Raw genomic sequence first — 23,329 nt, forward strand, 5'->3', positions numbered from 1 at the left:
TTTGCTCCCGGGCGCGCCGCCGCCGAGCATGGCGTCTCGTGAACGTCCCCTCCGCTCTTCGGGCGCTGCTGCCCGACCTCGCGCCCTGGAAGGCCTCCGCCGACTTCCGGCGGCTGTGGATGTCGGGGCTGATCTCGGGGTTCGGGAGCTTCCTGACGTTCGTCGCGCTGCCCGTGCAGCTGAAGGAGCTGACCGGGTCCGCCGCGGCGGTCGGCGCGATCGGTGCCGTGGAGCTGGTGCCGCTGGTGGTGTGCGGGCTGTACGGCGGCGCGCTGGCCGACGCGTTCGACAAGCGGAAGCTGATCCTGTGGACGGAGGCCGGGCAGGGACTGCTGTCGGCGCTGCTGCTGCTCAACGCGCTGCTGCCGCGTCCGGCCGTGTGGCCGCTGTATCTCGTCGCCGCCCTGTCCTCCGCGCTGGTGTCCGTGCAGCGCCCGGCGCTGGACTCGCTGTGGCCGCGGATCGTCGCGCACGACGACCTGCCCGCGGCGGCCTCGCTGAACTCGCTGCGCTGGACGGTGGGCGGGGTGGCGGGCCCCGCCGTCGCCGGTCTGGTCGTCGCCTACGCCGGCCTGGGCTGGGCGTACGCCGCGGACCTCGTCACGTTCGCGGTGTCCGTGCTGTACGTCGTCCGCATCGCCTCCTCCCCCGCCTCCCACGAGGCCGCCCGGCCCTCCCTGCGCTCGATCGCGGAGGGCGCCCGGTACGCGTGGAGCCGCAAGGAGCTGCTCGGCACGTACGCGATCGACCTGGCGGCGATGTTCCTCGCGATGCCACTCGCCGTGCTGCCGTTCCTCGCGGACGATCTGGAGGCGCGGTGGTCGCTGGGCCTGATGTACGCGGCCCTGCCGTTCGGCGCGCTGCTGGTGAGCCTGACCGGCGGCTGGGCCTCACGGGTGCGCCGGCACGGGCGGGCGGTGGTGCTGGCGGCCGCCGGGTGGGGCCTGGCGATCGCGGCCGCCGGGGTCGTCGGCGACGTATGGCTGGTGCTGCTGTTCCTGACCGTGGCGGGCGGCTGCGACATGGTCAGCGGGATCTTCCGCTCCGCCATGTGGAACCAGACGATCCCGGACGAGCTGCGCGGCCGGCTCGCCGGGATCGAGCTGCTGTCGTACTCGGTCGGGCCGACGGTCGGCCAGGTCAGATCGGGCGGCTTCGCCGCGTGGTGGGGGGTGCGGGCGTCGGTCTGGTCGGGCGGGCTGCTGTGCGCGGGCGCGGTGGCGCTGCTGGCGCTGTGCCTGCCGCGGCTGATGGCGTACGACGCGCGGACGAACGAGCACGCGGTGCGGCTGCGCGAGAAGCGCGCAGCCGCGGCGCAGGCCGCCTCGGCGTGATTCAGTCGTCCTCGGGGGTGCGGCCCGCGGAGGCGTCGTGCCAGCGGGGGTCGTTCTCCCACTCGAGGTTGCGCTCGCGGGCCGTCTCCATCGCGTGCTCGGCCTCCCTGCGGGAGGCGTACGGTCCGAAGCGGTCCTTGCCCGGACAGTCCGGGCCCTCCTCGACCTTCTTGTGCTCCAGGCAGTAGTACCACTCGCCCGGCTTGCCCGCCGTGCGCTTCTTGAACAGGGCCATGACCTCGCTCCTCTCGCCACCGACATGTTCCCCCATGCCCGCTGGTTAGACTCGCTGGCATGTCTGGCCAGTCGCTGCTCGTACCAGGGGAGCTGTCTCCCACCCGTTCCGTGCCCGGAAACATCCGCCGCCCCGAGTACGTCGGCAAGCCCGCGCCGACGCCGTACACCGGGCCGGAGGTGCAGACGCCGGAGACGATCGAGGCGATGCGGATCGCGGGCCGGATCGCGGCGCGGGCCATGGAGGAGGCCGCGAAGCTGATCGCACCCGGTGTGACCACGGACGAACTGGACCGGGTGGCGCACGCGTACATGTGCGACCACGGCGCCTATCCCTCCACGCTCGGCTACCGCGGTTTCCCCAAGTCGCTGTGCACGTCCGTCAACGAGGTCATCTGCCACGGCATCCCGGACTCCACGGTGCTGCGCGACGGCGACATCGTGAACCTGGACGTGACGGCGTACATCGGCGGGGTGCACGGCGACAACAACGCCACCTATCTGGTCGGGGACGTCGACGAGGAGTCGCGGCTGCTCGTGGAGCGCACGCGGGAGGCGCTGAACCGGGCGATCAAGGCCGTCCGGCCGGGCCGGCAGATCAACGTCATCGGCCGGGTCATCGAGTCGTACGCCAAGCGCTTCGGGTACGGCGTGGTGCGGGACTTCACCGGGCACGGCATCAACTCCTCGTTCCACTCGGGCCTGATCGTCCCGCACTACGACAGCCCGCACGCGACGACCGTGATGCAGCCGGGGATGACGTTCACGATCGAGCCGATGCTGACGCTGGGCACGCACGAGTACGACATGTGGGACGACGGCTGGACGGTCGTGACGAAGGACCGCAAGCGGACGGCGCAGTTCGAGCACACGCTGGTGGTGACGGACACCGGCGCGGAGATCCTCACGCTGCCGTGACGCGTCACCTCGCCGTGACGCCGGTCCCCCGCTGTGGCCCGCTCTCCTCGGAGGGCGGGCCTTTCGCCGTCCTCGGGGTGCCGTGATCCCGCTCCGGTGTTTTGCCGACGGTCTGTCGGTAAACTTACCGACAGACCGTCGGCAACCAGGGAGTCGTCCATGGAGTCGTTCTCGAGCCTCATCCGCACCGCGACCCGCGAGCAGCACGCGCGGGCGGAGACCTCGGCGTTCATGAGCGACCTGCTCGGCGGCCGGCTGGGCGTCGACGCCTACGCGCGCTACACCGAGCAGCTGTGGTTCGTCTACGAGGCGCTGGAGGCCGGGGCCGGGCGGCTGGCGTCGGATCCGGTGGCGGGGCCGTTCGTCCGGCCGGAGCTGCTGCGGCTGCCGGCGCTGGAGCGGGACCTGGCCCATCTGCGGGGCCCGGGCTGGCGGGCGGGCCTGTCCGCGCTGCCCGCGACGCGCGCCTACGCGGACCGGGTGCGCGCGTGCGCCGCGCGCTGGCCCGGCGGCTATGTCGCCCACCACTACACGCGCTACCTCGGCGATCTCTCCGGCGGGCAGGTCGTCCGGGGCCGGGCGGAGCGGACGTGGGGATTCGCGCGCAAGGGCGACGGGGTGCGCTTCTACGTCTTCGAGAAGATCGCCGACCCGGGCGCGTTCAAGCGGCAGTACCGGGGCCTGCTGGACGGCATCGGCGTGGACGAGCTGGAGAAGCAGCGGATCGTCGCCGAGTGCCGGCGGGCCTTCGCGCTGAACACGGCGGTGTTCGGGGCGCTGGGCGAGGAGTTCGCGCTGTCGGCGTGAGCGGGCTTTGCGACCGCCCGGGGGACGGGCCGCCCATGGCGCGCCCGTCCCCCGGATGTCATCGCGGGCTCAGAGGTCGCCGCGGCAGAAGGAGCCACCCCAGGCGAGGTTGCCCTCCTCCGAGGTGATGGCCCCGTAGTGGGTGGCGCAGACGTCAGCGCCGTCGTCGCCGCCGCCGTGGCGCGGGTCGAAGTCGGCCGCGGCGGCGGTGGCCGCGCCGGCGGCGGTCAGAGTGACGGTCAGCAGTGCGGCGGCCAGAACCGAGCGCATGCGCATGGAACCCTCCAGTGGGGTCGGTGACAGATCACGCCAGAGGTCCCCGGCGCGGACCGTCCGCACACGCACCGCCACCCGAGCGCTCGCGCTACCACCTGAACGGGCGCGCACCCCACCCGAACAGCACCGGCCCCTCCGGCAGCGGGCCGCTACCCCGCGTCCGGCACGGGCCATCCGGGCCCCAACGGCTGTGCGGCCGCGCCGCGCGGTTCGCCACGGCGACCACCACGCCCCCGCCCCACGCCCCCGGCGCCAGGCCCCGCCCTGCGACCCCGCACCCCTCGCGGGGACCCGGGCCTCGGGCACCACACCCGACGGGGACCCGGGCCTCGGGCACCGCACCCGGCCACCAGCCGCGCGCGCGACGCCGCCCGGCGTGGGCGCTTCCACTCGCCCCGCGGCGCGGGCTCCCGGCCCGGTCAGCGTTCCAGGACCACCCTGCCGCCGATCTCCACCCAGCCTTCGGGCTGGGGGGCTGTGAGGATCTGGGAGCCCGTGCCCTGGGTGATGTTGAGGGCGCGGCCCAGGTGGTCGGTGAGCAGCAGTGCCGCCGCTCCGGTCGCCTCGTCCTCGGTGATGCCGTCGTCGCGGCCGGGGAAGGCGCGGGCGCGCACCCGGCCCGCGGATTCGTCCTCCCACGCCCAGGCGTAGATCCACTCCCCCGGCGGCGGCACCGGCAGGGCGTCGACCTCGGCGGCCGTCGCGTACTGGCGCAGGGTGCGCGGCGGCGCCCACTCCGCGCGGGCCTCGACCCAGCAGAACTCCCCGTCCTGCCGGGCGCCCACCACCCCGGCGGGCGTGACGAGTTCGGGCACGTCGAGGAGCCAGGCCGTGCCCACGCAGGGATGGCCGGCGAACGGCAGCCGCAGGGTGGGCGTGTAGATGTCGATCACGCCGCGCTCGGGGTCGTCGACGAACACGGTCTCGCTGAAGCCGAGCCGGCCCGCGAACGCCTGCCGTTCGGCCGCCCCGGGCATGCGGCTGCCGTCGCGGACGACGCCCAGTTCGTTGCCGTAGCCGCCGTTCGGCGCGCAGAAGACGCGCAGCACGTCGTAGTCAGTCACCGGGGCATTCAAGCATCGAGGGCAGGCCGGTCGCCGTGTGCGCCGTCGGCGCATCGGTGCGCCTGACGTGCCGCGGCCGGCGGGTGCCCGCAGCAGTGGGCACGTGGGGGCCGCTGTCGCAGGTCCCGGCCGCGGGCGGGGGGATTCCTTGAATGTCCCTTTACTGATTCATGGCGTTCCATTTGAGTCACCGTGATCAAGTCGCACCCTTACAGCGTCCATGAGAGGTGAATCACTGCATGCGGGTACGCCGCACAGGTAAGCCTCGGTTAAGTTAGGCGAGCCTCACCAACCTCGTGGGGTCCGACACGACGACTTTCAGCCACCGCCCGGGAGCCCCGCATGCGAGCCGCCAGACTGACCGTCACCGCCGCCGTCGCCACAGCGGCGGCTCTGGCCGCCGTCACCGGCTGCACCCAGAAGAGCAAGGCCGACGGCGGCGACGGTGCGATACAGGTGACCGCCACGGACGACAAGTGCCAGGTCTCCAAGAAGGACGTCCCCGCCGGTCACGTCGAGCTCTCCATCGAGAACAAGGGCTCCAAGGTCACCGAGGTCTACGTCCTCTTCCCGGACGACCGCGTCGTCGCCGAGCGCGAGAACATCGGCCCCGGAACCAAGCAGAAGGTCACCGCCGAGGTGAAGGCGGGCACCTACCAGATCGCCTGCAAGCCCGGTATGAAGGGCAAGGGCATCCGCCAGACCCTCGAGGTCACCGGCGGCACCACCGCCAAGCGCGACCCGCGGCTGGACCAGGCCGTCGCCGCCTACCGCACCTACGCGCAGGAGCAGGCCGACGAGACGCTGCCCAAGGTCGAGACGTTCGTGAAGGCCGTCAAGGCCGGGGACGTGGAGGCGGCGAAGAAGGCGTACGCGCCCTCGCGCCTCGGCTGGGAGCGCACCGAGCCGGTCGCCGAGTCCTTCGGCGACATCGACCCCAAGGTCGACGTCCGCGAGGACGGCCTGGAGGCCGGGCAGAAGTGGACCGGCTGGCACCGCCTGGAGAAGGCGCTGTGGCAGGGCGGGAAGATCGGCGCCGAGGAGAAGACCCTCGCCGACCAGCTCGTCACCGACCTCAAGGACTGGCAGAAGCGGGTCGGCACCGCCGAGATCACCCCGACCTCCATGGCCAACGGCGCCAAGGAACTGCTCGACGAGGTCGCCACCGGCAAGGTCACCGGCGAGGAGGAGCGCTACTCGCACACCGACCTGGTCGACTTCAAGGGCAACGTCGAGGGCGCGCAGAAGTCCTACGAGCTGCTCAAGCCGGTCGTGCAGGCGAACGACAAGGCGCTCACCGCCGAACTGGACAAGCAGTTCGCCGCGCTGAACACGCTGCTGGACAAGTACCGCGCCGACCAGCAGTCGTACGACTTCACCTCCTACGACAAGGTCGGCGCCGGTGAGCGCAAGCAGCTGTCCGACGCCGTGAACGCCCTGGCGGAGCCGCTGTCCAAGCTCGCCGCCGCCGTCGCGAAGTAACCCCGAGGAGCAGCGATGACGGACACCGAGACCGGAGCGAAGACGCCCAGCAGGCGCGCGCTCATCGGCTGGGGCGGGGCCGGGCTGGCGCTCGGCGCCGCGGTGGCAGGTGGTGCCGTCGCGGTGACCCGCACCGACGACATGGACCCGGCCGCCGCCGACACGGGCGGCGCCGTCGACTTCCACGGCGCCCACCAGGCCGGTATCGCCACGCCCGTGCAGGACCGGCTGCACTTCGCCGCGTTCGACGTCACCACCGCCAGCCGTGCCGAGTTCGTGCAGATGCTGAAGGACTGGACCGAGGCGGCGCGGCGGATGACGGCCGGCAAGGCGATCGGCGAGGGCGCCTACGGCGGACTCGCCGAGGCCCCGCCGGACGACACCGGCGAGGCGCTGGGCCTGAAGCCGTCCCGGCTCACCCTCACCATCGGCTTCGGCCCGTCGCTGTTCGACAAGTTCGGCCTGAAGGACAAGCGGCCCGAGGCCCTGGTCGACCTGCCGCAGTTCCCCGGCGACAACCTGGACAAGGCCCGCAGCGGCGGCGACCTGTGCATCCAGGCCTGCGCCGACGACCCGCAGGTCGCCGTGCACGCCATCCGCAACCTCGCCCGCATCGGCTTCGGCAAGGCCGCCATCCGCTGGTCCCAGCTCGGCTTCGGCAAGACCTCGTCGACGACCCCCGGCGCGCAGACCCCGCGCAACCTCTTCGGTTTCAAGGACGGCACCCGCAACATCGCGGGCACCGAGACCGACCGGCTGAAGAAGTTCGTGTGGGTCGGCGAGGGCGACGGCACCGACTGGATGACCGGCGGGTCGTACCTGGTGGCCCGGCGCATCCGGATGAACATCGAGACCTGGGACCGCACCTCGCTGGCGGAGCAGGAGGACGTCTTCGGCCGCGACAAGCGCGAGGGCGCCGCCGTCGGCAAGGCCAAGGAGCACGACGAGCCGTTCCTGAAGGCGATGAAGCCGACCGCGCACGTGCGGCTCGCGCACCCCGACTCCAACAACGGGGCGACGATCCTGCGCCGCGGCTACTCCTTCACGGACGGCACCGACGGCCTCGGCCGGCTGGAGGCCGGGCTGTTCTTCCTGGCCTACCAGCGTGACGTGCGCAAGGGGTTCATCCCCGTCCAGCGCAACCTCTCGCGCATGGACGCGCTCAACGAGTACACCCAGCACGTGGGTTCGGCGATCTTCGCGATCCCGCCCGGAGTCAAGGACGCCGGCGACTGGTGGGGCCGCACGCTGTTCTCCAAGGAGGCGTAGTTCGATGTTCAGCAACTACCTGATCGGGCTGCGCGAGGGCCTCGAGGCCAGCCTCGTGGTCTGCATCCTCATCGCCTACCTGGTCAAGACCGGGCGCCGGGACGCGATCCGGCCCATCTGGACCGGCATCGCCATCGCGGTGGCCATCGCGCTCGGCTTCGGCTGCGTCCTCGAGTTCGGCTCGCAGGAGCTGACGTTCCAGGCGCAGGAGGCGCTCGGCGGCTCCCTGTCCGTCCTCGCCGTGGTCCTGGTGACGTGGATGGTGTTCTGGATGCGGCGCACCGCGCGGCATCTGAAGTCCGAACTGCACGGCAAGCTGGACGCCGCCCTGAAGATGGGCACCGGCGCGCTGGTCGCGACCGCGTTCCTCGCCGTCGGCCGCGAGGGCCTGGAGACCGCCCTGTTCGTGTGGGCGTCCGTGCACGCCGCCTCCGACGGCACGCCGCGCCCGCTGATCGGTGTCGCGCTGGGCCTCGCCACGGCGGCGTTCCTGGGCTGGCTGTTCTACCGGGGCGCGCTGAAGATCAACCTGGCGAAGTTCTTCACCTGGACCGGCGGCATGCTGGTCGTCGTCGCCGCAGGTGTGCTGGCGTACGGCTTCCACGATCTGCAGGAGGCCGACCGGCTGCCGGGGCTGAACAACCTGGCCTTCGACATCTCCTCCACCATCCCGCCGGACAGCTGGTACGGCACGCTGCTCAAGGGCGTGTTCAACTTCCAGCCCGACCCGACGGTCCTCCAGGTCACGGTGTGGCTGCTGTACCTGATCCCCACGCTCGCCGTCTTCTTCGCCCCGGTAGGGTTCGCCTCCGGGAAGGGGAAGGTGAAGCAGCCCAATGACTCGGGAGACAAGGGTTCCCAGCCGTCGACGGCTTCGCAGGCGTGAGCGCGCCGCGCTGACGACGGCGTCGCTGACCGCGCTGGCGCTGAGTGCGAGCGGGTGCGTGGTGGTGCACGGGGAGCGCGAGGTGCTCCCCGCGACCACGCGGGCCGAGGCCGCGAAGGCGCTGACGCAGTTCACGACCGCGTACAACAAGGCCGACAAGGCCTACGACGCCTCCCAGGACGCGGACTTCACGACGGGGGCGTTCGGCGACATCGACGCCGCGCGGCTCAAGGCGCGGCACGCGAACAGTCCGCAGGGCAACCCCGAACACACGCCGCTGGTGCTGTCGGACGTGACGTACACGATCCCGAAGAAGGCGGGCTGGCCGCGGTGGTTCGTGGCGGACGCGCACGGCAACCGGGCGGGGAAGTCGCGGTGGCTGCTGGTGTTCCTGCGCCACGACCAGGACGAGCCGTGGCAGGTGGGGTATCTGACCCTGGCCAAGCCGGGGAGCGTGCCGCGGTTCAAGACGGACGCGGACGGGTTCGCGGAGGCCGTGGACGCCGGCGCCGCGGATCTGGCGGCCACGCCCGAGTCGTTGAGCCGGCGGTACACGACGTACCTCAAGAGCGGTGGTGACGGCTTCGCGGACGGGCCGTACACGAGTGTGTGGCGGGCCGCGCGCGAGAAGCAGGCGCGGCGGCCGGGGCTGGCGAACCAGTACATCGACACGCCGCTGACCCGGGGGGACTACGCGCCGCTCGCGCTGCGCACGGCGGACGGGGGTGCGCTGGTCTTCTTCACCACGCGGCACTACCAGAAGCAGACGGCGGCGCCGGGGGTGACGGTGCCGGATCCCGGACGGGATGTGCTGGCGCTGACGTCCGGGGAGATCAAGCAGTCGCTGACGATGGAGTTCGTGTCGAACGAGGTCGCGCTGGACCCGCCGCGGACCTCCGGTCGGTCCGAGGTGAGCGTACTGGGGCGGACTCAGGGGATGACGTCGGCGCAAGGGAGTTGACCGGGGCGGGTGCCTGCGGCGGCGCGCGCGTTTCGTCGTGGTTGCTCGCGCCGTTCCCCGCGCCCCCGGAACGCCCGCGGCGGCCCGTGCGGGTTCGTCGTGGCTGCTCGCGCGTTCCCCGCGCCCCCGGGACGCCTGCGGCGGCCCGTGCGGGTTCGTCGTGGCTGCTCGCGCGTTCCCCGCGCCCCTGGAACGCCTGCGGCGGCCCGTGCGGGTTCGTCGTGATTGCTCGCGCCGTTCCCCGCGCCCCCGGAACGCCCGCGGCGTTCCTCGGGGCCCGGAACGCCTGTGGCGGGCCTCGGGGTCCGGGACGCCCGGGGTTTCGTCGGGGCTCGGGACGCCTGCGGCGTTTCTCGTCGCCGGAAGGGTCAGTGGCGCAGGGGCCAGGGGGCCGGGTCCTGGCCGGTGTGGCGGGCGCAGGCGTCCGTGAGGGTTTCCAAGAGCGTCAAGGGGTCGGGGAGGGCGTGTTCGGGGCCGCGGAGCCAGTGGACCGACTCGCCGTCGTCTCCGGGGAGGCGGGCGGGGGGTACCAGGACGTAGGAGCCGCGGCAGTGCCAGCGCAGGCCGGGGTGTTCGTCCATGGTCTCGGGGTGGCAGTCCAACTCGCACGGCCACCACTCGTCCTCGTCCTCGGGGGTGCCCCGGGTGAGGGTGAAGAACAGCATGCGGCCGTCGTCGCTCTGGGCCACGGGGCCGACGTCGACGCCCTGCGACTCGAGGCGCTCCAGGGCCTCGCGGCCGGCCTCCAGGGGGACGTCCAGCACGTCGTGGACCATGCCGGTCGCGGTGATGAAGTTGGCCTGCGGCTGATGGCGGGCCCAGCGCTCGATCTGGGAGCGGTCGGTGGTGGACTGCGTCTGCCAGGCGAAGGAGACGGGGTGCCGGGCCGGGGTGGGACAGCCCACGCGGTCGCAGGAGCAGCGGTAGCCGGGCGCCGGGTGCGCGGCGGGCGCGAGCGGCAGTCCGGCCCGGGCCGCGGCGAGCAGCAGGGCCTCACGGCCGCCTTCGTCGGCGGCCTGTTCCGGGCCGCGTCCCCGCAGCCACTGGGTGAGTTTGCCCCTCAGGCTCATCGGACCGCCGAACTCCGCGCTCATCTATCCCCTCGCCTCGCTGTGGTGCCGACAGCATGCCCTATGGTCCCACCATCCGGTGCATCGGGGGGCCTGTGCGGACATCCCGGGTACCGGGGACGAGACGTACCGCACACGCTCAGCGCGGGGCGAGGCCGTACAAGGCGTAGTCGACCAGGGCGTCGGTGTAGGCGTACGAGATCGGGCCGGTGCGCTGCAGCCAGCGCTGGGCGAGCGGGGAGACGAAGAGCTCCAGGGCGATGCGCGGGTCGAGGTCGGGGCGGACGTGACCGGCGGACTGGGCGGCCCGCAGGCGGTCGACGTAGAGCTGGAGCTGCGGTTCGAGGAGGTGGGTGATGAACTGCCTGCCGACCTGTTCGTTGACCACGCCCTCGGCGGTCAGGGCGCGGGCGGGTGCCTCGAAGCGGGGGTCGAGCAGTTCGTCGACGGTGGCGCGCAGCACGGCCTTGAGGTCGACGGCGAGGTCGCCGGTGTCGGGGAGGGCGTAGGACTCCTGGCCGGATGTCCCGGCGCTCTGGTGGGTGAGGTCGAGGAACGCCTCCAGCAGGACGTCCGCCTTCGACGACCACCAGCGGTAGATCGTCTGCTTGCCGACGCCGGCGCGGGCGGCGATCCCCTCGATGGTGGTCTTCGGGTAGCCGGCCTCGGCGACGAGCGCGAGCGCGGCGTCGTAGATCGCGCGCCGGGACTTCTCGCTGCGGCGGCTGGTGTCGGGGGTGGGCTTGCTGGTGGCCATGGGCGCAACCTACCAGGTTGACAAGACGGCGCGTCTCGCCGACGCTGGGATCATCCATTTCACGAGACGGTACGTATCGTCTCGACTGGGAACGGGAGGAGAGCGTCATGGCGCGAAGTGGTGCGGGCGGGATGCTGGGTGTCGGCGGTACCCGGAAGAACCTCGGGCGTGCGGCACTGCGCGGGAACGGCCGCGCGGGCCGGGCCGGTGGCGGCCCGGACCCGCGGGCGCAGAAACGGGAGCTGCTGCGCAGGCTCCAGGAGAAACGGGGGTAGTCACTCCCCCGGCGGCGGCCAGGGATCGCCCCAGTCGGCGTCCCTGGCCGCCTTGTACAGCTCGCCGTGCCGCTTGGTGACCGTCGTGCGGCGCAGTTGTTCGTCGCTCTCGCACAGGTCCAGCAGGACCTGGCCCTTGCGGATCTGCGGGCGGCGTACGACGCGGGCGGGCGCCGGGGTGACCGCGAAGCGGGTGGCGGCGACGTACGCGAACTTCTCGTCCTCGTACGGCAGTGAGCCGCCCTTGACCTGGCGGTGCAGGGAGGAGCGGCTGACCCGCGCGGAGAAGTGGCACCAGTCGGTGCCGGGCGCGATGGGGCAGCCGGCGCTGTGGGGACAGGGCGCGGCGATGCGGAAGCCGGCCGCGATGAGCCGGTCGCGGGCCTCGATGACGCGGGCGTAGCCGTCGGGCGTGCCGGGCTCGACGATGACGACGGCCTGCGCGGCCGAGGCCGCCGCGTCGACGAGGGCGGCCCGGTCGGTGGCCGTCAGCTCGTTCAGGACGTAGGAGACGGTGACCAGGTCGGTGGCCTCCAGGGTCAGGGCGGCGCCGATCCGGGCGCGCTGCCAGCGGGCCGCGCGCAGACCGGGGTGCGCGGCCGCCAGCTCCCTGCCGAGGGCGAGGGCGGGCTCGGCCCAGTCCAGCACGGTGACGGGGCGCTCGCCGGACCAGGTCGCGGCGGTGGCCCAGGTCGCGGCGCCGGTGCCGCCGCCGACGTCGGTGTGGCTGCCCGGCGTCCAGTCCCCGGCGGCCTCGGCGAACGCCTCCAGCGCCGCGCGCACCGCCTCGAACGTGGCCGGCATGCGGTAGGCGGCGTACGCGGCCACGTCCGCGCGGTCGCGCAGGATCGGCGCGTCGGTCGGGGTGGCTCCGCGGTAGTGGGCGATCAGCCGCTCCACGGCCTGCGCGGCCTGCCTGGGCGGCAGCCCGTCGAGCAGGTGCGCGAGGGTGGTGCGCAGGGTTTCGGCCGGGGAGGAGGAGACGGGGGCGTTCACCCCGGAATTCTCTCAGGTCCCGCCGTGCCCTTCGTCGCTCGGACGGCCCGCGCCAGGCGGGTGGCCGCCGCGGCTCGGGGGCGGCTGTCCGGGGGGCGGCGGCGGGGGTGGACCGTGGTGGCCAGCAGGACCAGGAAGGTGTCCGTGGCCGGGTCCACGACCAGGGACGTCCCGGTGAAGCCGGTGTGTCCGGCCGCGCCGTGGCCGGCCAGGGCTCCCATGAACCACGGCTGGTCCACGGCGAACCCCAGCCCGGGCGGGGTCAGCAGCAGCTCCACGAAGTCGGGGCCGAGGATGCGGGCCGGGCCGTAGGAGCCGCCGGCGAGCAGGGTGCGGCAGAAGACGGCCAGGTCGTGGCCGGTGGAGAAGAGACCGGCGTGGCCGGCCACCCCGCCCAGCGCCCAGGCGTTCTCGTCGTGCACGGCCCCGCGCAGCAGGCCCCGGTCCGCCTTGGCCCAGGGGCGGCGCTGGTCCTCGGTGGCGGCGGCGCCGGGGCACGGGCCGAAGGCGGTCGCCGTCATGCCCAGGGGGCGGGTGATGCCGTCGCGGACGAGGACGTCCAGGGTGCGGCCGGTCAGCCGCTCCAGAAGGTGCTGCAGGAGCAGCATGTTCAGGTCCGAGTACGCGTAGGAGCCGGGCTGTGTGCTCGGCGCCTCCGCGCGCAGCAGGGCCAGGCGTTCCGCGTGGTTCGCGCAGTCGTACAGCGGCAGCTCCGGGCGCAGACCGGAGGTGTGCGTGAGCAGCTGCCGGACCGTGATGCCGTGGTCGGCGGCCGCCCGGAAGTCGGGCAGGTAGGCGCCGACCTTGGCGTCGATGCCGAGGGTGCCGCGCTCGATCTGCTGCACGGCCGCGACCGCGGTGAAGAGTTTGGTGAGGGACGCCAGGTCGAACGGGGTGTCCACGGTCATCGGCACCCGGTCCGGCTCGGGCAGCTCCACCCCGCTGTCCGTCTCCGGGTCGTAGGCGGCGTACCGCAGGGCCCAGCCCGACGCCTCCTGAACGGCGACGACCGGCCCGCGTCCGGCGACCACGACCGCGCCCGCCGCCCAGGGCCGCGGCCCGGCGGTCAGGGCGCGCACGTCGGCGACCAGGCGGCACAGCTCCTCGGGGTCGAGGCAGGCCTTCTCCGGGGTGTCCCTGCGCAGTCTCGGCGCGCTCAGTTCCCTGCTCCCTCCGCACGTGCGTTCCAGGGACGGCACATTCCCACGAAGCAGGCCATCGCCACCACAGCGGCCACCAGTTGGACGACGGCCATGGGGACGGCCGTGTGCTCACCGGCGATCCCGACCAGCGGAGAGGCGACGGCACCGACCAGGAACGAGGACGTGCCGAGCAGCGCGGAGGCGGAGCCGGCGGAGTGCCGGGTGCGCAGCAGGGCGAGGGACTGGGTGTTGGGCATGGTGACGCCCATCGCGGACATCAGCACGAACAGGGCGGCCGCGACCGGCGCGAGCCCCACGTCTCCGAAGGTGCCCGTCGCCATCAGCAGCAGCGCGGCCGCGGCGAGGATCACGACGGTGAGGCCGGCCGTGAGGACCTTCTCCAGAGCGACCCGGCCGACCAGCACCTTCCCGTTGAGCTGGCCGACGGCGACCAGGCCGACCGAGTTCAGCCCGAACAGCAGGCTGAAGGTCTGCGGGGAGGCTCCGTAGATCTCCTGGATGACGAAGGGAGAGGCCGAAATGTAGGCGAACAGCGCGGCGAAGGCGAAGCCGCCGGCCAGCATGTAGCCGGTGAAGGGCAGGTCGGCCAGCAGCGCGCGCATCGAGCGCAGCGCCTCGCTGACGCCGCCGTCCTGGCGGTCCCGCGGCTGGAGGGTCTCCGGCAGCCGGGTGAGGACCAGGGCGCCGAGCAGGACGCCGACCACGGTGAGCACGACGAACACGCCCCGCCAGTCCGTCACGCGCAGGATCTGCCCACCGATGAGCGGCGCGACGATCGGGGCGACGCCGGAGATCAGCATGAGGGTGGAGAAGAAGCGGGCCATGGCGACGCCGTCGTACAGGTCGCGCACGACCGCGCGGGCGATGACGATGCCGGCGGCGCCCGCGAGGCCCTGCGCCAGCCGGAAGGCGACCAGGGTCTCCACGTTCGGCGCGAGCGCGCACAGGGCGGTGGCGACGACGTAGACGGCGAGGCCGATGAGCAGGGGGCGGCGGCGGCCCCACTTGTCGCTCATGGGGCCGACGACGAGCTGGCCCAGCGCCATGCCGGCCAGGCAGGCGGTGAGGGTGAGCTGCACGGTCGCGGCGGGCGCGTGCAGGGACCGGGTCACCGCCGGCAGCGACGGCAGGTACATGTCCATCGCGAGCGGTGGGGTGGCGGTCAGGCCGCCCAGGACGAGGGTGACGAGCCATCCGGTGCGGCGGTGCGCCGCACGGGCGGCGGCCTCGGCGGCGGTACCGGCCCCCACGGTGGCGCCGGTGGGAGCCGCTGCGGTGGCGCCGGTGGCGGCCGCTGCGGTGGTCTCGGAGGCGGGCGCATCCGCGGCCTCGGTGGTGGCCGGACGCGCGGCCTCGGTGGTGGCCGGATGCGCGGCCTCGGGTATGGGGGCCCCTCCCTCGGGCATGCGCCCTCCCTTTCGAACTCCCTCGGCGACGGATCGGCACCTATGCTCTCAGCTCGGAACGACTGCTTGAAGACGCAACAGAGGGTGGGGCGGGTATGACGGCGGACGGCGTGCGGTGGGGCATCCTCGCGACCGGCGGGATCGCGGCCGCGTTCACGGCGGACCTGGTGGATCTGCCGGACGCGCAGGTCGTCGCGGTGGCCTCGCGGTCCGAGGAGTCGGCGGCGGCGTTCGCGGAACGGTTCGGGATCGAGCGGGCCTACGGCGACTGGCGGGCGCTCGCCGAGGACGCCGAGGTGGACGTGGTGTACGTCGCCACCCCGCACGCCGCGCACCGGGCGGCGGCCGGGCTGCTCCTGCGGTCGGGGCGGAACGTGCTGTGCGAGAAGCCGTTCACGCTGAACCTGCGCGAGGCCGAGGAACTCGTCGCACTGGCCCGCGAGCACGGGCGTTTCCTGATGGAAGCCATGTGGATGTACTGCAATCCGCTGGTACGGCGGCTGAAGGACCTCGTCGACGACGGGGCCGTCGGGGACGTGCGCACGGTGCAGGCCGACTTCGGGCTCGCCGGCCCGTTCCCGCCCGCGCACCGGCTGCGCGACCCCCGGCAGGGCGGTGGCGCGCTGCTCGACCTCGGCGTCTACCCGGTCTCCTTCGCCCAGCTGCTGCTCGGCGAGCCGTCCGACGTCACGGCCCGCGCGGTCCTCTCCCCCGAGGGCGTCGACCTTCAGACGGCGGCGCTGCTGTCCTTCGACTCCGGCGCGCTCGCCTCGGTGCACTGCTCCATCGTCGGCGGTACGGCGGTCACCGCGTCCGTGACCGGATCGGCCGGCCGGATCGACATCCCGAACGGCTTCTTCCACCCCGACCGCTTCGTGCTGCACCGCGACGGCAAGGAGCCCGAGGAGTTCGCCGCCGACCCGGCGGACGGGCCGCGCACCAGCTTCCGGCACGAGGCGAAGGAGGTCATGCGGGCGCTGCGGGCCGGTGAGACCGAGTCGCCGCTGGTGCCGCTGGACGGCACGCTCGCGGTGATGCGGACGCTCGACGCGATCCGCGGCCGGGTCGGTGTCCGGTATCCGAGCGAGACGGGGGACCTCACGGGAGAGGCCGAACTCACCGCGGTGTGACGGCCGGTGCGCCTGCCCGGGTGATGCCGCTCCCGGGCACGTGTTCGTATGACGGAAGGCCGGTTCCGGAGTGTGGACCTTTGTCTACGCTTCGGGACCATGAACGCTGAACGAAACACCGAACGGCGCGGCGTCGCGGTCGTGACGGGCGCCGGGTCCGGGATCGGGCGCGCGGTCGCCGCCGAGCTGATGCGCGCGGGGTGGGCGGTGGCCCTGGCCGGGCGGCGCGCGGCCGCGCTGGAGGAGACGGGGGCGCTGGTGCCGGGCGCCGAGTGGCTCGCCGTGCCGACAGACGTGACCGAGCCCGAGTCGGTGGCCGCCCTGTTCGCCGCCACCGTGGAGCGGTTCGGGCGCTTGGACCTGCTGTTCAACAACGCCGGCACGTTCGGGCCGGGTGGCGTGCCGGTGGAGGAACTGCCGTACGACGCCTGGCGGCACGTGGTGGACACGAACCTCAACGGGGCGTTCCTGTGCGCGCAGGCGGCGTACCGGCAGATGAAGGAGCAGACGCCGCAAGGCGGACGGATCATCAACAACGGCTCCATCTCGGCGCACGCGCCGCGGCCGCACTCGGCGCCGTACACCGCGACGAAGCACGCGCTGACGGGGCTGACGAAGGCGTTGTCGCTGGACGGGCGGCCGTACCGGATCGCGGTGGGGCAGATCGACATCGGCAACGCGGCGACGGACATGACGGCTCGTATGCAGACGGGTGTGCTGCAGGCGAACGGGGCGGTGGCCGCGGAGCCGGTGATGGACGTGGCCGATGTGGCGCGCACGGTCCGGCACATGGCGGAGTTGCCGCTGGAGGCGAACGTGCAGTTCGCGACGGTGCTGGCCACGACGATGCCGTATGTGGGACGGGGTTGAGAGGCGCCGGGGCGTCAGGCCGGTGATGTGCACAAGTGGAATTTGAAGGTCCGTGGCATTGCGGCCGGTGGTGGACTTATGCTCAACTTTCCTTCATCGGAGCTTCACATGTGGAGCACGATGGTTCCACCGTCGGGCCGCAGGCCATGGCGAGGGGGGAGGCGGCAGCCGTCCCACAGCACCGGGGGGGTGCGTCCTGCGGGACGCGCGACGGTGCGGGTGGGGCGGCTGCCGTGTTTCCGCCACCCGGGACGCCGGGGTCCGCCGGGGTCGCCGGGAGGCGCTGCCGGAGTGCGTTCAGCGCGGCAGCGTCCAGCGCGGCACCCAGGTGCCGGGGGCCGAGTGGGCGGGGGGCGCGGTGGTCAGATGGGCGCGGAGGACGGGCAGCGCCGGGTGGGGGTTGTCGCGGTGCCACAGGAGTGAGTGGGGGTAGACCGGGGTCGGGCCGGTGACCGGGATGCGTCGCAGGCCGTGGTCCGCGGGCCAGATGAGCCGGGTGTGCTCGCCCATGAAGGTGGCCAGGGCCGGGGTGTCGGCCACGGTGTCCAGGAGGGCGTCGGAGCCGAAGTTGGGGCCGGTCGCCTCGATCGTCAGGCCGAACTCGGCGACGAGGTCGTCGTAGTAGGCGGCCCATTCCGACCCGGGAACGATGCCCGGCATCCAGATCCGGTGCCCGGCGAGCCGTGCGAGGGTCACCGACCGGGCGCCCGCGAGCGCGTGGTGGGGACCGGTGAGGAGCTGGAGCGGCTCGTCGATCACCCGCACGGAGGCGATGTCCTCGGGGAGGGGCCGGCCGGGCGCGGCGACGGCGCGGAAGGACGCGTCGACCGTGCCGGAGCGGATGGCGTCGACGGCCGTCTCGATGTCCAGCAGCATCACCACGTCGAGATCGACCCCGGGGTGTGCGCGGTGGAAGCCGCGCATCAGGCCCGAGGCCGCGCCGCGCGAGTTGAGCACGTCCACGCGCAGGGGTCGGCGGCCGGCGCGCACGGAGGTGACGGCGCGCTCGGCGGCGCGCAGCAGTTCACGCGCGTGGGGCAGGAACGCCTGCCCGTCGATGGTCGGCGCGGCACCGCGCGGCGTGCGCGTGAACAACCGCACGCCGAGGTCGCGCTCCAGCGCCGCGATGCGCTTGGAGACGGCCTGCTGGGTGAGCGACAGGTCGGCGGCGGCCTTCTGGAACTGGCCCGCTTCGGCGACGGCGACGAACGTACGGACTGCTTGTAGATCCACGCCGGGTCACCTTAGTGAACAACCGGTGGTTGTGCGTCCACGGCCGGGCGGTTGTTTGACCTCGGGTTGCGCGTCTCGCTTAGCTCTGCGTGGGCAACGCGGGTTTGTCCGGGCGGGAGCGTGGTGGGCAGGAGACGGTTGGGCCGGCGGTTCGGCCTGCTGTGGGCGGCGTACGCGGTCAGCGCCTACGGGTCCGGGCTGGGGTTCGGTGCCTTGCCGCTGATCGCCGTCATGGTGCTGCACTCCGGGCCCGCCGAGGTGTCCGCGCTGTCCGCCGTGGGGCCCGCCGTGGGGGCGCTGATCGCGGTGCCCCTCGCGCCGTGGGTGGAGTTCCGGCGCAAGCGGGCGGTCATGATCGCGATGGATCTGACCCGGTTCGCGGTCATGGCGACGATCCCGGTCGCCTACGCCGTCGGCCTGCTCGGCTTCGTCCAGCTGCTCGTGGTCTCGGCGGTGGCCGCCGCCGCCAGGATCGCGTTCGGCGCGGCGAGCGGCGCCTATCTCAAGGCGCTGATCCCGCCGGACGATCTGCTCGTGGCCAACGCCCGGCTGGAGTCCACGAACTGGAGCTCCATCGCGGTCGGACCGCCGCTGGGCGGAGCGGCGATCGGCCTGTTCGGGCCGGTCGTCACGGTGGCGGCCGACGCGCTCAGCTACCTGCTCTCCGCGCTCGGCATCACCGCGATCGGCGGCCGGGAGGAAGCACCGCGCACGGCCGGCGCGGGCCGGGTCCGGGCGGGCGGGCTGCTCGACGGCTGGCGGCACATCATGGGGCATCCCGGGCTGCGGGCGCTCTACCTCAACAACATGCTCGTCGCCGGTCTGATCATGGCCACCGAACCGCTGCTGGCCGTGCTCTTGGTGCGCCGGCTCGGCTTCCCGCCCTGGCAGTACGGCCTCGCCTTCGCCGCCCCCTGCCTCGGCGGACTCATCGGGTCCCGGCTGGCACGCCGAGTCGTGGCCCGCCACGGCCCGCAGTGGGTCTTCCGCCGGGTCGGCACCCTGCGCGCCGTCTGGCTGATCGGCCTCGCCTTCGTGCGGCCCGGTGTCGTCGGCCTCGTCACCGTGATGGCCGTCGAGCTGGCGATCATCGTCAACATGAGCCTGTACACCCCGGTGCTCGCCACCTACCGGCTCGAACACACGCCCAGGCATCTCGTCGCCCGCACCCTGTCGGCCTGGTCGATCGGCCAGCAGGCGGCCATCGCCGTGTGCACCGCGCTCGGCGGGCTGCTCGCCGACGCCACCGGCCCGCGCACCGCTGTGACGGTGGCCGGACTGCTCATCCTCGCCACCCCGCTCCTGCTCCCCCGGCACGACCGGGTGGCGCCCCGGGAGGAGCCCGTGCGGGAGCCCAGCGCCGGCGTCTGACCCGCCTACCCGAACGGACGCTCGCGCGGGTGGGCGGACGGGCTCCGTGTCACCGTGGGAGGGGGGCCGTTTCTCGTGGGCTCAGGGAGTGACCGTGACGACGTTCGATCGACGTGATCTGGGGCTGTTGCTGCTTCGGCTGGGGACCGGCGGGGTGCTGGCCGCGCACGGGGCGCAGAAGTTGTTCGGGTGGTTCGGCGGGCACGGCCTGGAGGGCACCGGACAGTTCATGGAGTCCGTCGGGTACCGGCCGGGCAGGACCAGCGCGATGGCGGCCGGGCTCGCCGAGACCGGCGGCGGGGTGCTGCTGGCGCTGGGGCTGGCCACGCCGGCCGCCGGGGCGTCCGCGGCCGGGGCGATGGCGGGCGCGGCCGCCGTGCACGCGCCGAACGGCTTCTTCGCGCAGAGCGGCGGGTACGAGTACGCGGCCTCCCTGGGGCTGACCGCCGCCGGGCTCGCCGTCACCGGGCCGGGCCGGCTCTCCCTGGACGCGGTGCTCGGCCACAGTGTGAACCGGGGCTGGATGGTGCCGGTCGCCTTCGCGACCGCCGCGGCGGGCACCGCCGTCGTCATCGGCGCCCGGATGAGGCAGTTGCGCCGGCAGCGGGAGGGCGAGCAGGAGGCTCTGTTCGAAGGCGAGTAGGCCGCTTTGCGTGGCAGTCTCCCCGTATGAGTGAGCGGGACGTGGAGTTGTGGGGCACCGTCGAGGAGCTGTGGGCCTGGCTGGAGGAGCGGCGGGGCCATGACGGCTTGGACGGGTTGCTGCTGCGGGTGCTGAAACTGTCCGAGGAGGTCGGGGAGGTCGCCCAGGCCGTGATCGGGGCCACCGGGCAGAACCCGCGCAAGGGGGCCAGTCATACCTGGGACGACGTCCAGGGCGAGCTGTGCGACGTCGTCATCACCGCGCTGGTGGCGTTGCGGACGCTGACGCCGGAGGCGCGGGACGTGTTCGCGGGGCATCTGGAGCGGGTGAGACGGCGGTCCCTCGGGAGCGAGCCGTCGTAGGGGGGATGTGGAGCCGGTGGCGTGGTGACCTGGGTGGCGTGGGGGCCGTGGTGCGGTAGTGGCGTATACCACCCTGCCGCCGGTGTGACGCAAGTGTTCGATGGGCAGTCACTGGCCGTGCGAAAACGATCGGTGGTGACGGTGTGGGGGGACGCGTGAGCGTGTGCGTGATCGGTGCGGGTCTGTCCGGACTGGCGGCCGCGCACGCGCTCAACGCCCGCGGCGTCGACTTCGTGTGTGTGGAGAAGGCGCCGGACGTCGGGGGGATCTGGCGGCAGCCGGGGGCGGGTGAGCGGGGGCCGGGGTATCGCACGCTGCACCTGAACACGGCCAAGTCGCTGACCGGGTACGCCGACTTCCCGATGCCCGGTGACTACCCGATGTACCCGCGGCACAGCCAGGTCGCGGACTATCTGCGTGCCTTCGCCGACTGGGCGGGCCTGCGGGAGCGGATCGAGCCGGCCACCGAGGTGCTGTCGGTACGGCAGGAACCGGGCGGCGGCTGGCGGGTGGTGACCCGGGGCGCGGGGGGCGGCCGGCGGACCCGGCTCTTCGACCATGTGGTCGTCGCGTCGGGGCACAACACCGATCCCGCGCTGCCCGATCCGCTTCCCGAGGGCGCGCAGTCGTTCGCGGGAACGATCCTGCACTCCGTGGACTACCAGGACGCCCGTGATTTCGCCGGTCAGCGGGTCGTCGTGGTGGGGCTCGGCGCGTCGGCCGTGGACATCGCCACGGATCTGTCCCGGCACGCCGAGCGGACCGTGCTGTCGGTGCGGCGGGGTCTGCACATCGTGCCGAAGCAGTTGTTCGGGATGTCGGTCGACCTGATCGCCGAAGCACCCTGGTTCACCGCGATGCCCTTCGCGGAGGCGCGCCGGTTCGTGGAGAACGCGCTGCTGGTGGCGCGGGGCAAACTCGGCGACTACGGGCTGCCCGAGCCCGATCACCCGATCTTCTCGTCCGCCGTGACCGTCTCCGACGAGATCCTCAGCCGGATCCGGCACGGTGCCGTCGTACCGAAGCCCGCGATCGGCTCGCTGGACGGGGACCGGGTCGTCTTCACCGACGGCACCGCCGAACGGGCCGACGCGATCGTCTGCTGCACCGGGTTCCGGATGTCGTTCCCCGCCCTGCCCGACGGCTGCCCGGTGAACGCCCAGGGGGCCGTGGAGCTGTACAAGCGGGTGGTCGCGCCCGGGCACCCCGGGCTGCACTTCGTCGGGCTGGTCCGGCCGCAGGGGGCGATCACACGACTGGTGGAGGCCCAGGCCCGCTGGGTGGCGGGGATCGTCGCCGGGGACGTCGCGCTGCCGTCCGAGGACGTCATGCGCAAGGAGATCGACACCTATCTGGCCGCCGTCGCAGAGCGCTACGGCGACACCGAGGGCTCCTCGATCCAGGTGGACTTCGGGCCGTATCTGGCGGAGCTGAGCGAGCTGCAGCCGGTGTGACGCGTGCGGCGAGGCCCCCTGCGGCACCGGGAGCCTCGCTCGCCGGGCCGGCTCAGTGCACGGGCTGCGCGTCGATCCGCTCGGGTGTCGGGGCCGGCGGCCGGACCGCGTAGGTCTCCGAGGAGACGTACGCCGTCACCCGCGGCGGTCTGCCGCGCTGGTGGGCCAGGGCCAGGTAGGCGATCAGGCCCACGCCGTCCTCCGGGCGGCGGCCGGTGACCGCGGGCAGGGCACGCGTCAGCGGTCCCGCGTCCATGCCGTGTCCGGCGAGGACGGTGCGGGCGCGGTCGAGCGCCTCGGCGTCGTCGCGGACGTAGTCCCTGACCGGGATGTGCAGGGTGAACCCGCTGGGCAGCCCGCTGTCCGTCTCCGTGAAGGAATGGCAGGTGAGCCCGGGGCGGCGGTCGAGCCGTGACGCCGAGGCGGCCCCGGCGGCGGTGTGGAGGAACGCGGCGACCTCCCCGGCGGGCGGTCCCGGCTCCGTCCGGCACAGCCCAGCCGCCTCGGCGGCCGACAGGTCGAGGTGCTTGAGGTACACCTTCACCCGGGGCGCCTCCCAGTCGCCCAGGTCCAGGGCGAGGAAGGGGTAGCCGTCGGCCGGGGGCAGCGCCTCGAAGGCCCGCTCGTGGCCGAGACGGCCCAGGGCCTCCCGTACCGTCCGCGCGGCCCGGTGCGGCCCGGACGCGGCCGGGTTCAGATAGACCTTGACCTGGGGCACGCCGCCCGGCCGCAGTTCCAGCGCGATCCACAGGGCCAGCGGGCCGTGCGGGGACGGCGGCAGGAACAGGTCCTCGAGGTCGTCGAGGCGCTCGGTGGAGAACTCCCAGCGCCGGGCCATCTCCCGGACGGCGGCCAGGGCCGCGCGGCCGCCGCGAGCCAGGCTGCCTGCGCCACAGCCCGGTTCCAGCAGGACGCGCAGTGCGGGGTTCGCACCGGCGGTGAACGACAGGGAGTACTCCACCGGCGTGTGGTCGTCGGACAGGAACGTCCGCGACGGCGGCGGCAGGTCCAGCGGCCGTTCGGCGGCCGGGCCCAGAGTGGTGAGCAGGACGTCCGCGTAGGTGTCCGTGTCGGTCGGGTCCAGACCCGCCACCGCGCACAGCCGCCGCAGCTGCCCGGCGGTGTGGCCGCCGAGCGTCCCGGCCCGCGCGGCGATCACCGCTGCTCCCGCCGCGAGCCGGGGCGGGCATGGAGATACCCGCCTGCTAAGACGGGTATCGGGGGATGCTGCCACTCGCTGAGGGTGGGTCTGGGTCCGGTGCCGGTGGATATGTGATCCACGGAACCTCCTTCGCCTCGTCGGTAACTCGGAATGCCGCGTTCCTCACTACCCGTGAGGCCGAGCCGTCATGCGACGAGGCGAAGGCG

General features: G+C 73.2%; 24 protein-coding genes. 14 read left to right on the forward strand and 10 right to left on the reverse strand.

The annotated features are described in order from the left end of the window. Window positions 1-113: 113 nt before the first annotated feature. Entirely contained in the window at window positions 114-1,334 is a 1,221-nt protein-coding gene (locus tag AB0E88_RS25195) for an MFS transporter (RefSeq protein WP_361634693.1), read from the forward strand. A 1-nt stretch (window position 1,335) separates the two neighbouring features. Here AB0E88_RS25195 and AB0E88_RS25200 read toward each other — a convergent pair whose 3' ends face one another. Continuing rightward, window positions 1,336-1,569, reverse strand: a complete 234-nt coding sequence (locus AB0E88_RS25200; RefSeq protein ID WP_361634502.1) for a hypothetical protein — start codon at window positions 1,567-1,569, stop codon at window positions 1,336-1,338. A gap of 59 nt (window positions 1,570-1,628) precedes the next feature. On the opposite strand from AB0E88_RS25200, the gene map reads away from it, so the two are divergent. Next, window positions 1,629-2,486: a type I methionyl aminopeptidase gene (gene map / locus AB0E88_RS25205; protein WP_361634505.1), complete on the forward strand. Its 858-nt coding sequence runs from the start codon at window positions 1,629-1,631 to the stop codon at window positions 2,484-2,486. Window positions 2,487-2,645: 159 nt separating this feature from the next. Continuing rightward, complete coding sequence (locus AB0E88_RS25210) at window positions 2,646-3,293, forward strand: biliverdin-producing heme oxygenase (protein ID WP_361634508.1); 648 nt, start codon at window positions 2,646-2,648, stop codon at window positions 3,291-3,293. 69 nt (window positions 3,294-3,362) lie between these two features. Here the strand turns inward: AB0E88_RS25210 and AB0E88_RS25215 are convergent, their stop codons facing one another. After that, the gene (locus AB0E88_RS25215; protein ID WP_361634511.1) at window positions 3,363-3,569 is read right to left on the reverse strand and encodes a hypothetical protein; all 207 of its coding nucleotides are present in this window, start codon (window positions 3,567-3,569) and stop codon (window positions 3,363-3,365) included. 419 nt (window positions 3,570-3,988) lie between these two features. Further along, window positions 3,989-4,633 (reverse strand): PhzF family phenazine biosynthesis protein, encoded by a 645-nt coding sequence (locus AB0E88_RS25220; protein ID WP_361634514.1) that lies wholly within the window; start codon window positions 4,631-4,633, stop codon window positions 3,989-3,991. Window positions 4,634-4,975: 342 nt separating this feature from the next. Here AB0E88_RS25220 and efeO point away from each other — a divergent pair, with 342 nt between their 5' ends. The 4 genes from efeO to AB0E88_RS25240 are packed head-to-tail and all read left to right on the forward strand — an operon-like array spanning window position 4,976 to window position 9,231. Beyond that, on the forward strand, window positions 4,976-6,115 hold the full coding sequence (gene efeO / locus AB0E88_RS25225; RefSeq protein WP_361634517.1) for an iron uptake system protein EfeO: 1,140 nt from the start codon (window positions 4,976-4,978) through the stop codon (window positions 6,113-6,115). A gap of 15 nt (window positions 6,116-6,130) precedes the next feature. Beyond that, window positions 6,131-7,384: an iron uptake transporter deferrochelatase/peroxidase subunit gene (gene efeB, locus AB0E88_RS25230; protein ID WP_361634519.1), complete on the forward strand. Its 1,254-nt coding sequence runs from the start codon at window positions 6,131-6,133 to the stop codon at window positions 7,382-7,384. Window positions 7,385-7,388: 4 nt separating this feature from the next. Next, a complete protein-coding gene (efeU, locus tag AB0E88_RS25235) occupies window positions 7,389-8,270 on the forward strand; it encodes an iron uptake transporter permease EfeU (RefSeq protein WP_361634521.1) in 882 nt (293 codons plus the stop codon). Then, on the forward strand, window positions 8,221-9,231 hold the full coding sequence (locus tag AB0E88_RS25240; protein ID WP_361634523.1) for a hypothetical protein: 1,011 nt from the start codon (window positions 8,221-8,223) through the stop codon (window positions 9,229-9,231). The genes efeU and AB0E88_RS25240 overlap by 50 nt, the downstream gene beginning before the upstream one ends. A gap of 368 nt (window positions 9,232-9,599) precedes the next feature. Here AB0E88_RS25240 and AB0E88_RS25245 read toward each other — a convergent pair whose 3' ends face one another. Then, on the reverse strand, window positions 9,600-10,325 hold the full coding sequence (locus AB0E88_RS25245; RefSeq protein ID WP_361634525.1) for a bifunctional DNA primase/polymerase: 726 nt from the start codon (window positions 10,323-10,325) through the stop codon (window positions 9,600-9,602). A 115-nt stretch (window positions 10,326-10,440) separates the two neighbouring features. Next, window positions 10,441-11,058 carry a TetR/AcrR family transcriptional regulator gene (locus AB0E88_RS25250; RefSeq protein WP_361634528.1) on the reverse strand — a complete coding sequence of 206 codons (618 nt, stop codon included), beginning with the start codon at window positions 11,056-11,058 and terminating at the stop codon, window positions 10,441-10,443. Between the two features lie 107 nt (window positions 11,059-11,165). Between AB0E88_RS25250 and AB0E88_RS25255 the strand changes: the two genes are divergently transcribed. Then, the gene (locus tag AB0E88_RS25255; RefSeq protein ID WP_361634531.1) at window positions 11,166-11,333 is read left to right on the forward strand and encodes a DUF6243 family protein; all 168 of its coding nucleotides are present in this window, start codon (window positions 11,166-11,168) and stop codon (window positions 11,331-11,333) included. Here AB0E88_RS25255 and AB0E88_RS25260 read toward each other — a convergent pair whose 3' ends face one another. From AB0E88_RS25260 to AB0E88_RS25270, 3 genes are read right to left on the reverse strand one after another with little or no spacing between them, the layout of a single operon-like run. Continuing rightward, window positions 11,334-12,329 carry a small ribosomal subunit Rsm22 family protein gene (locus AB0E88_RS25260; RefSeq protein WP_361634534.1) on the reverse strand — a complete coding sequence of 332 codons (996 nt, stop codon included), beginning with the start codon at window positions 12,327-12,329 and terminating at the stop codon, window positions 11,334-11,336. After that, window positions 12,326-13,528, reverse strand: a complete 1,203-nt coding sequence (locus tag AB0E88_RS25265; protein WP_361634536.1) for a serine hydrolase domain-containing protein — start codon at window positions 13,526-13,528, stop codon at window positions 12,326-12,328. The genes AB0E88_RS25260 and AB0E88_RS25265 overlap by 4 nt, the downstream gene beginning before the upstream one ends. Further along, window positions 13,486-14,898, reverse strand: coding sequence for a multidrug effflux MFS transporter (locus AB0E88_RS25270; protein ID WP_361634539.1), 1,413 nt, complete (start codon window positions 14,896-14,898; stop codon window positions 13,486-13,488). Before AB0E88_RS25270 ends, AB0E88_RS25265 begins: the two co-directional genes overlap by 43 nt. 95 nt (window positions 14,899-14,993) lie before the next feature. On the opposite strand from AB0E88_RS25270, the gene AB0E88_RS25275 reads away from it, so the two are divergent. After that, entirely contained in the window at window positions 14,994-16,028 is a 1,035-nt protein-coding gene (locus tag AB0E88_RS25275) for a Gfo/Idh/MocA family oxidoreductase (protein ID WP_361634541.1), read from the forward strand. 99 nt (window positions 16,029-16,127) lie between these two features. Beyond that, window positions 16,128-16,898, forward strand: a complete 771-nt coding sequence (locus AB0E88_RS25280) for an SDR family oxidoreductase (RefSeq protein ID WP_361634544.1) — start codon at window positions 16,128-16,130, stop codon at window positions 16,896-16,898. A gap of 297 nt (window positions 16,899-17,195) precedes the next feature. Here the strand turns inward: AB0E88_RS25280 and AB0E88_RS25285 are convergent, their stop codons facing one another. Continuing rightward, window positions 17,196-18,131 carry a LysR family transcriptional regulator gene (locus AB0E88_RS25285; protein WP_361634547.1) on the reverse strand — a complete coding sequence of 312 codons (936 nt, stop codon included), beginning with the start codon at window positions 18,129-18,131 and terminating at the stop codon, window positions 17,196-17,198. Window positions 18,132-18,251: 120 nt separating this feature from the next. Here AB0E88_RS25285 and AB0E88_RS25290 point away from each other — a divergent pair, with 120 nt between their 5' ends. The 4 genes from AB0E88_RS25290 (at window position 18,252) to AB0E88_RS25305 (ending at window position 21,961) form a co-directional block, all read left to right on the forward strand. Next, entirely contained in the window at window positions 18,252-19,502 is a 1,251-nt protein-coding gene (locus AB0E88_RS25290) for an MFS transporter (RefSeq protein WP_361634549.1), read from the forward strand. 94 nt (window positions 19,503-19,596) lie between these two features. Then, on the forward strand, window positions 19,597-20,145 hold the full coding sequence (locus AB0E88_RS25295) for a DoxX family membrane protein (protein ID WP_361634552.1): 549 nt from the start codon (window positions 19,597-19,599) through the stop codon (window positions 20,143-20,145). Between the two features lie 26 nt (window positions 20,146-20,171). Next, on the forward strand, window positions 20,172-20,507 hold the full coding sequence (locus AB0E88_RS25300) for a MazG-like family protein (RefSeq protein WP_361634555.1): 336 nt from the start codon (window positions 20,172-20,174) through the stop codon (window positions 20,505-20,507). Window positions 20,508-20,662: 155 nt separating this feature from the next. Further along, a complete protein-coding gene (locus AB0E88_RS25305; protein ID WP_361634558.1) occupies window positions 20,663-21,961 on the forward strand; it encodes an NAD(P)-binding domain-containing protein in 1,299 nt (432 codons plus the stop codon). A gap of 52 nt (window positions 21,962-22,013) precedes the next feature. On the opposite strand, the gene AB0E88_RS25310 is transcribed toward AB0E88_RS25305, so the two are convergent. Further along, the gene (locus AB0E88_RS25310) at window positions 22,014-23,120 is read right to left on the reverse strand and encodes a tryptophan dimethylallyltransferase family protein (RefSeq protein WP_361634561.1); all 1,107 of its coding nucleotides are present in this window, start codon (window positions 23,118-23,120) and stop codon (window positions 22,014-22,016) included. Window positions 23,121-23,329: the final 209 nt, after the last annotated feature.

This window comes from Streptomyces sp. NPDC028635 (assembly GCF_040637635.1).
Classification (GTDB): Bacteria; Actinomycetota; Actinomycetes; order Streptomycetales; family Streptomycetaceae; genus Streptomyces.

Excerpts from the sequence above, each read along its gene's own strand:
- efeO (WP_361634517.1), top strand. The coding sequence starts at position 4,976 with ATGCGAGCCGCCAGACTGACCGTCACCGCCGCCGTCGCCACAGCGGCG.
- AB0E88_RS25280 (WP_361634544.1), top strand. The coding sequence starts at position 16,128 with ATGAACGCTGAACGAAACACCGAACGGCGCGGCGTCGCGGTCGTGACG.
- AB0E88_RS25255 (WP_361634531.1), top strand. The coding sequence starts at position 11,166 with ATGGCGCGAAGTGGTGCGGGCGGGATGCTGGGTGTCGGCGGTACCCGG.
- AB0E88_RS25200 (WP_361634502.1), bottom strand. The coding sequence starts at position 1,569 with ATGGCCCTGTTCAAGAAGCGCACGGCGGGCAAGCCGGGCGAGTGGTAC.
- AB0E88_RS25250 (WP_361634528.1), bottom strand. The coding sequence starts at position 11,058 with ATGGCCACCAGCAAGCCCACCCCCGACACCAGCCGCCGCAGCGAGAAG.
- map (WP_361634505.1), top strand. The coding sequence starts at position 1,629 with ATGTCTGGCCAGTCGCTGCTCGTACCAGGGGAGCTGTCTCCCACCCGT.
- efeB (WP_361634519.1), top strand. The coding sequence starts at position 6,131 with ATGACGGACACCGAGACCGGAGCGAAGACGCCCAGCAGGCGCGCGCTC.
- AB0E88_RS25215 (WP_361634511.1), bottom strand. The coding sequence starts at position 3,569 with ATGCGCATGCGCTCGGTTCTGGCCGCCGCACTGCTGACCGTCACTCTG.
- AB0E88_RS25240 (WP_361634523.1), top strand. The coding sequence starts at position 8,221 with ATGACTCGGGAGACAAGGGTTCCCAGCCGTCGACGGCTTCGCAGGCGT.
- AB0E88_RS25210 (WP_361634508.1), top strand. The coding sequence starts at position 2,646 with ATGGAGTCGTTCTCGAGCCTCATCCGCACCGCGACCCGCGAGCAGCAC.
- AB0E88_RS25300 (WP_361634555.1), top strand. The coding sequence starts at position 20,172 with ATGAGTGAGCGGGACGTGGAGTTGTGGGGCACCGTCGAGGAGCTGTGG.
- AB0E88_RS25270 (WP_361634539.1), bottom strand. The coding sequence starts at position 14,898 with ATGCCCGAGGGAGGGGCCCCCATACCCGAGGCCGCGCATCCGGCCACC.
- AB0E88_RS25275 (WP_361634541.1), top strand. The coding sequence starts at position 14,994 with ATGACGGCGGACGGCGTGCGGTGGGGCATCCTCGCGACCGGCGGGATC.
- AB0E88_RS25245 (WP_361634525.1), bottom strand. The coding sequence starts at position 10,325 with ATGAGCGCGGAGTTCGGCGGTCCGATGAGCCTGAGGGGCAAACTCACC.
- efeU (WP_361634521.1), top strand. The coding sequence starts at position 7,389 with ATGTTCAGCAACTACCTGATCGGGCTGCGCGAGGGCCTCGAGGCCAGC.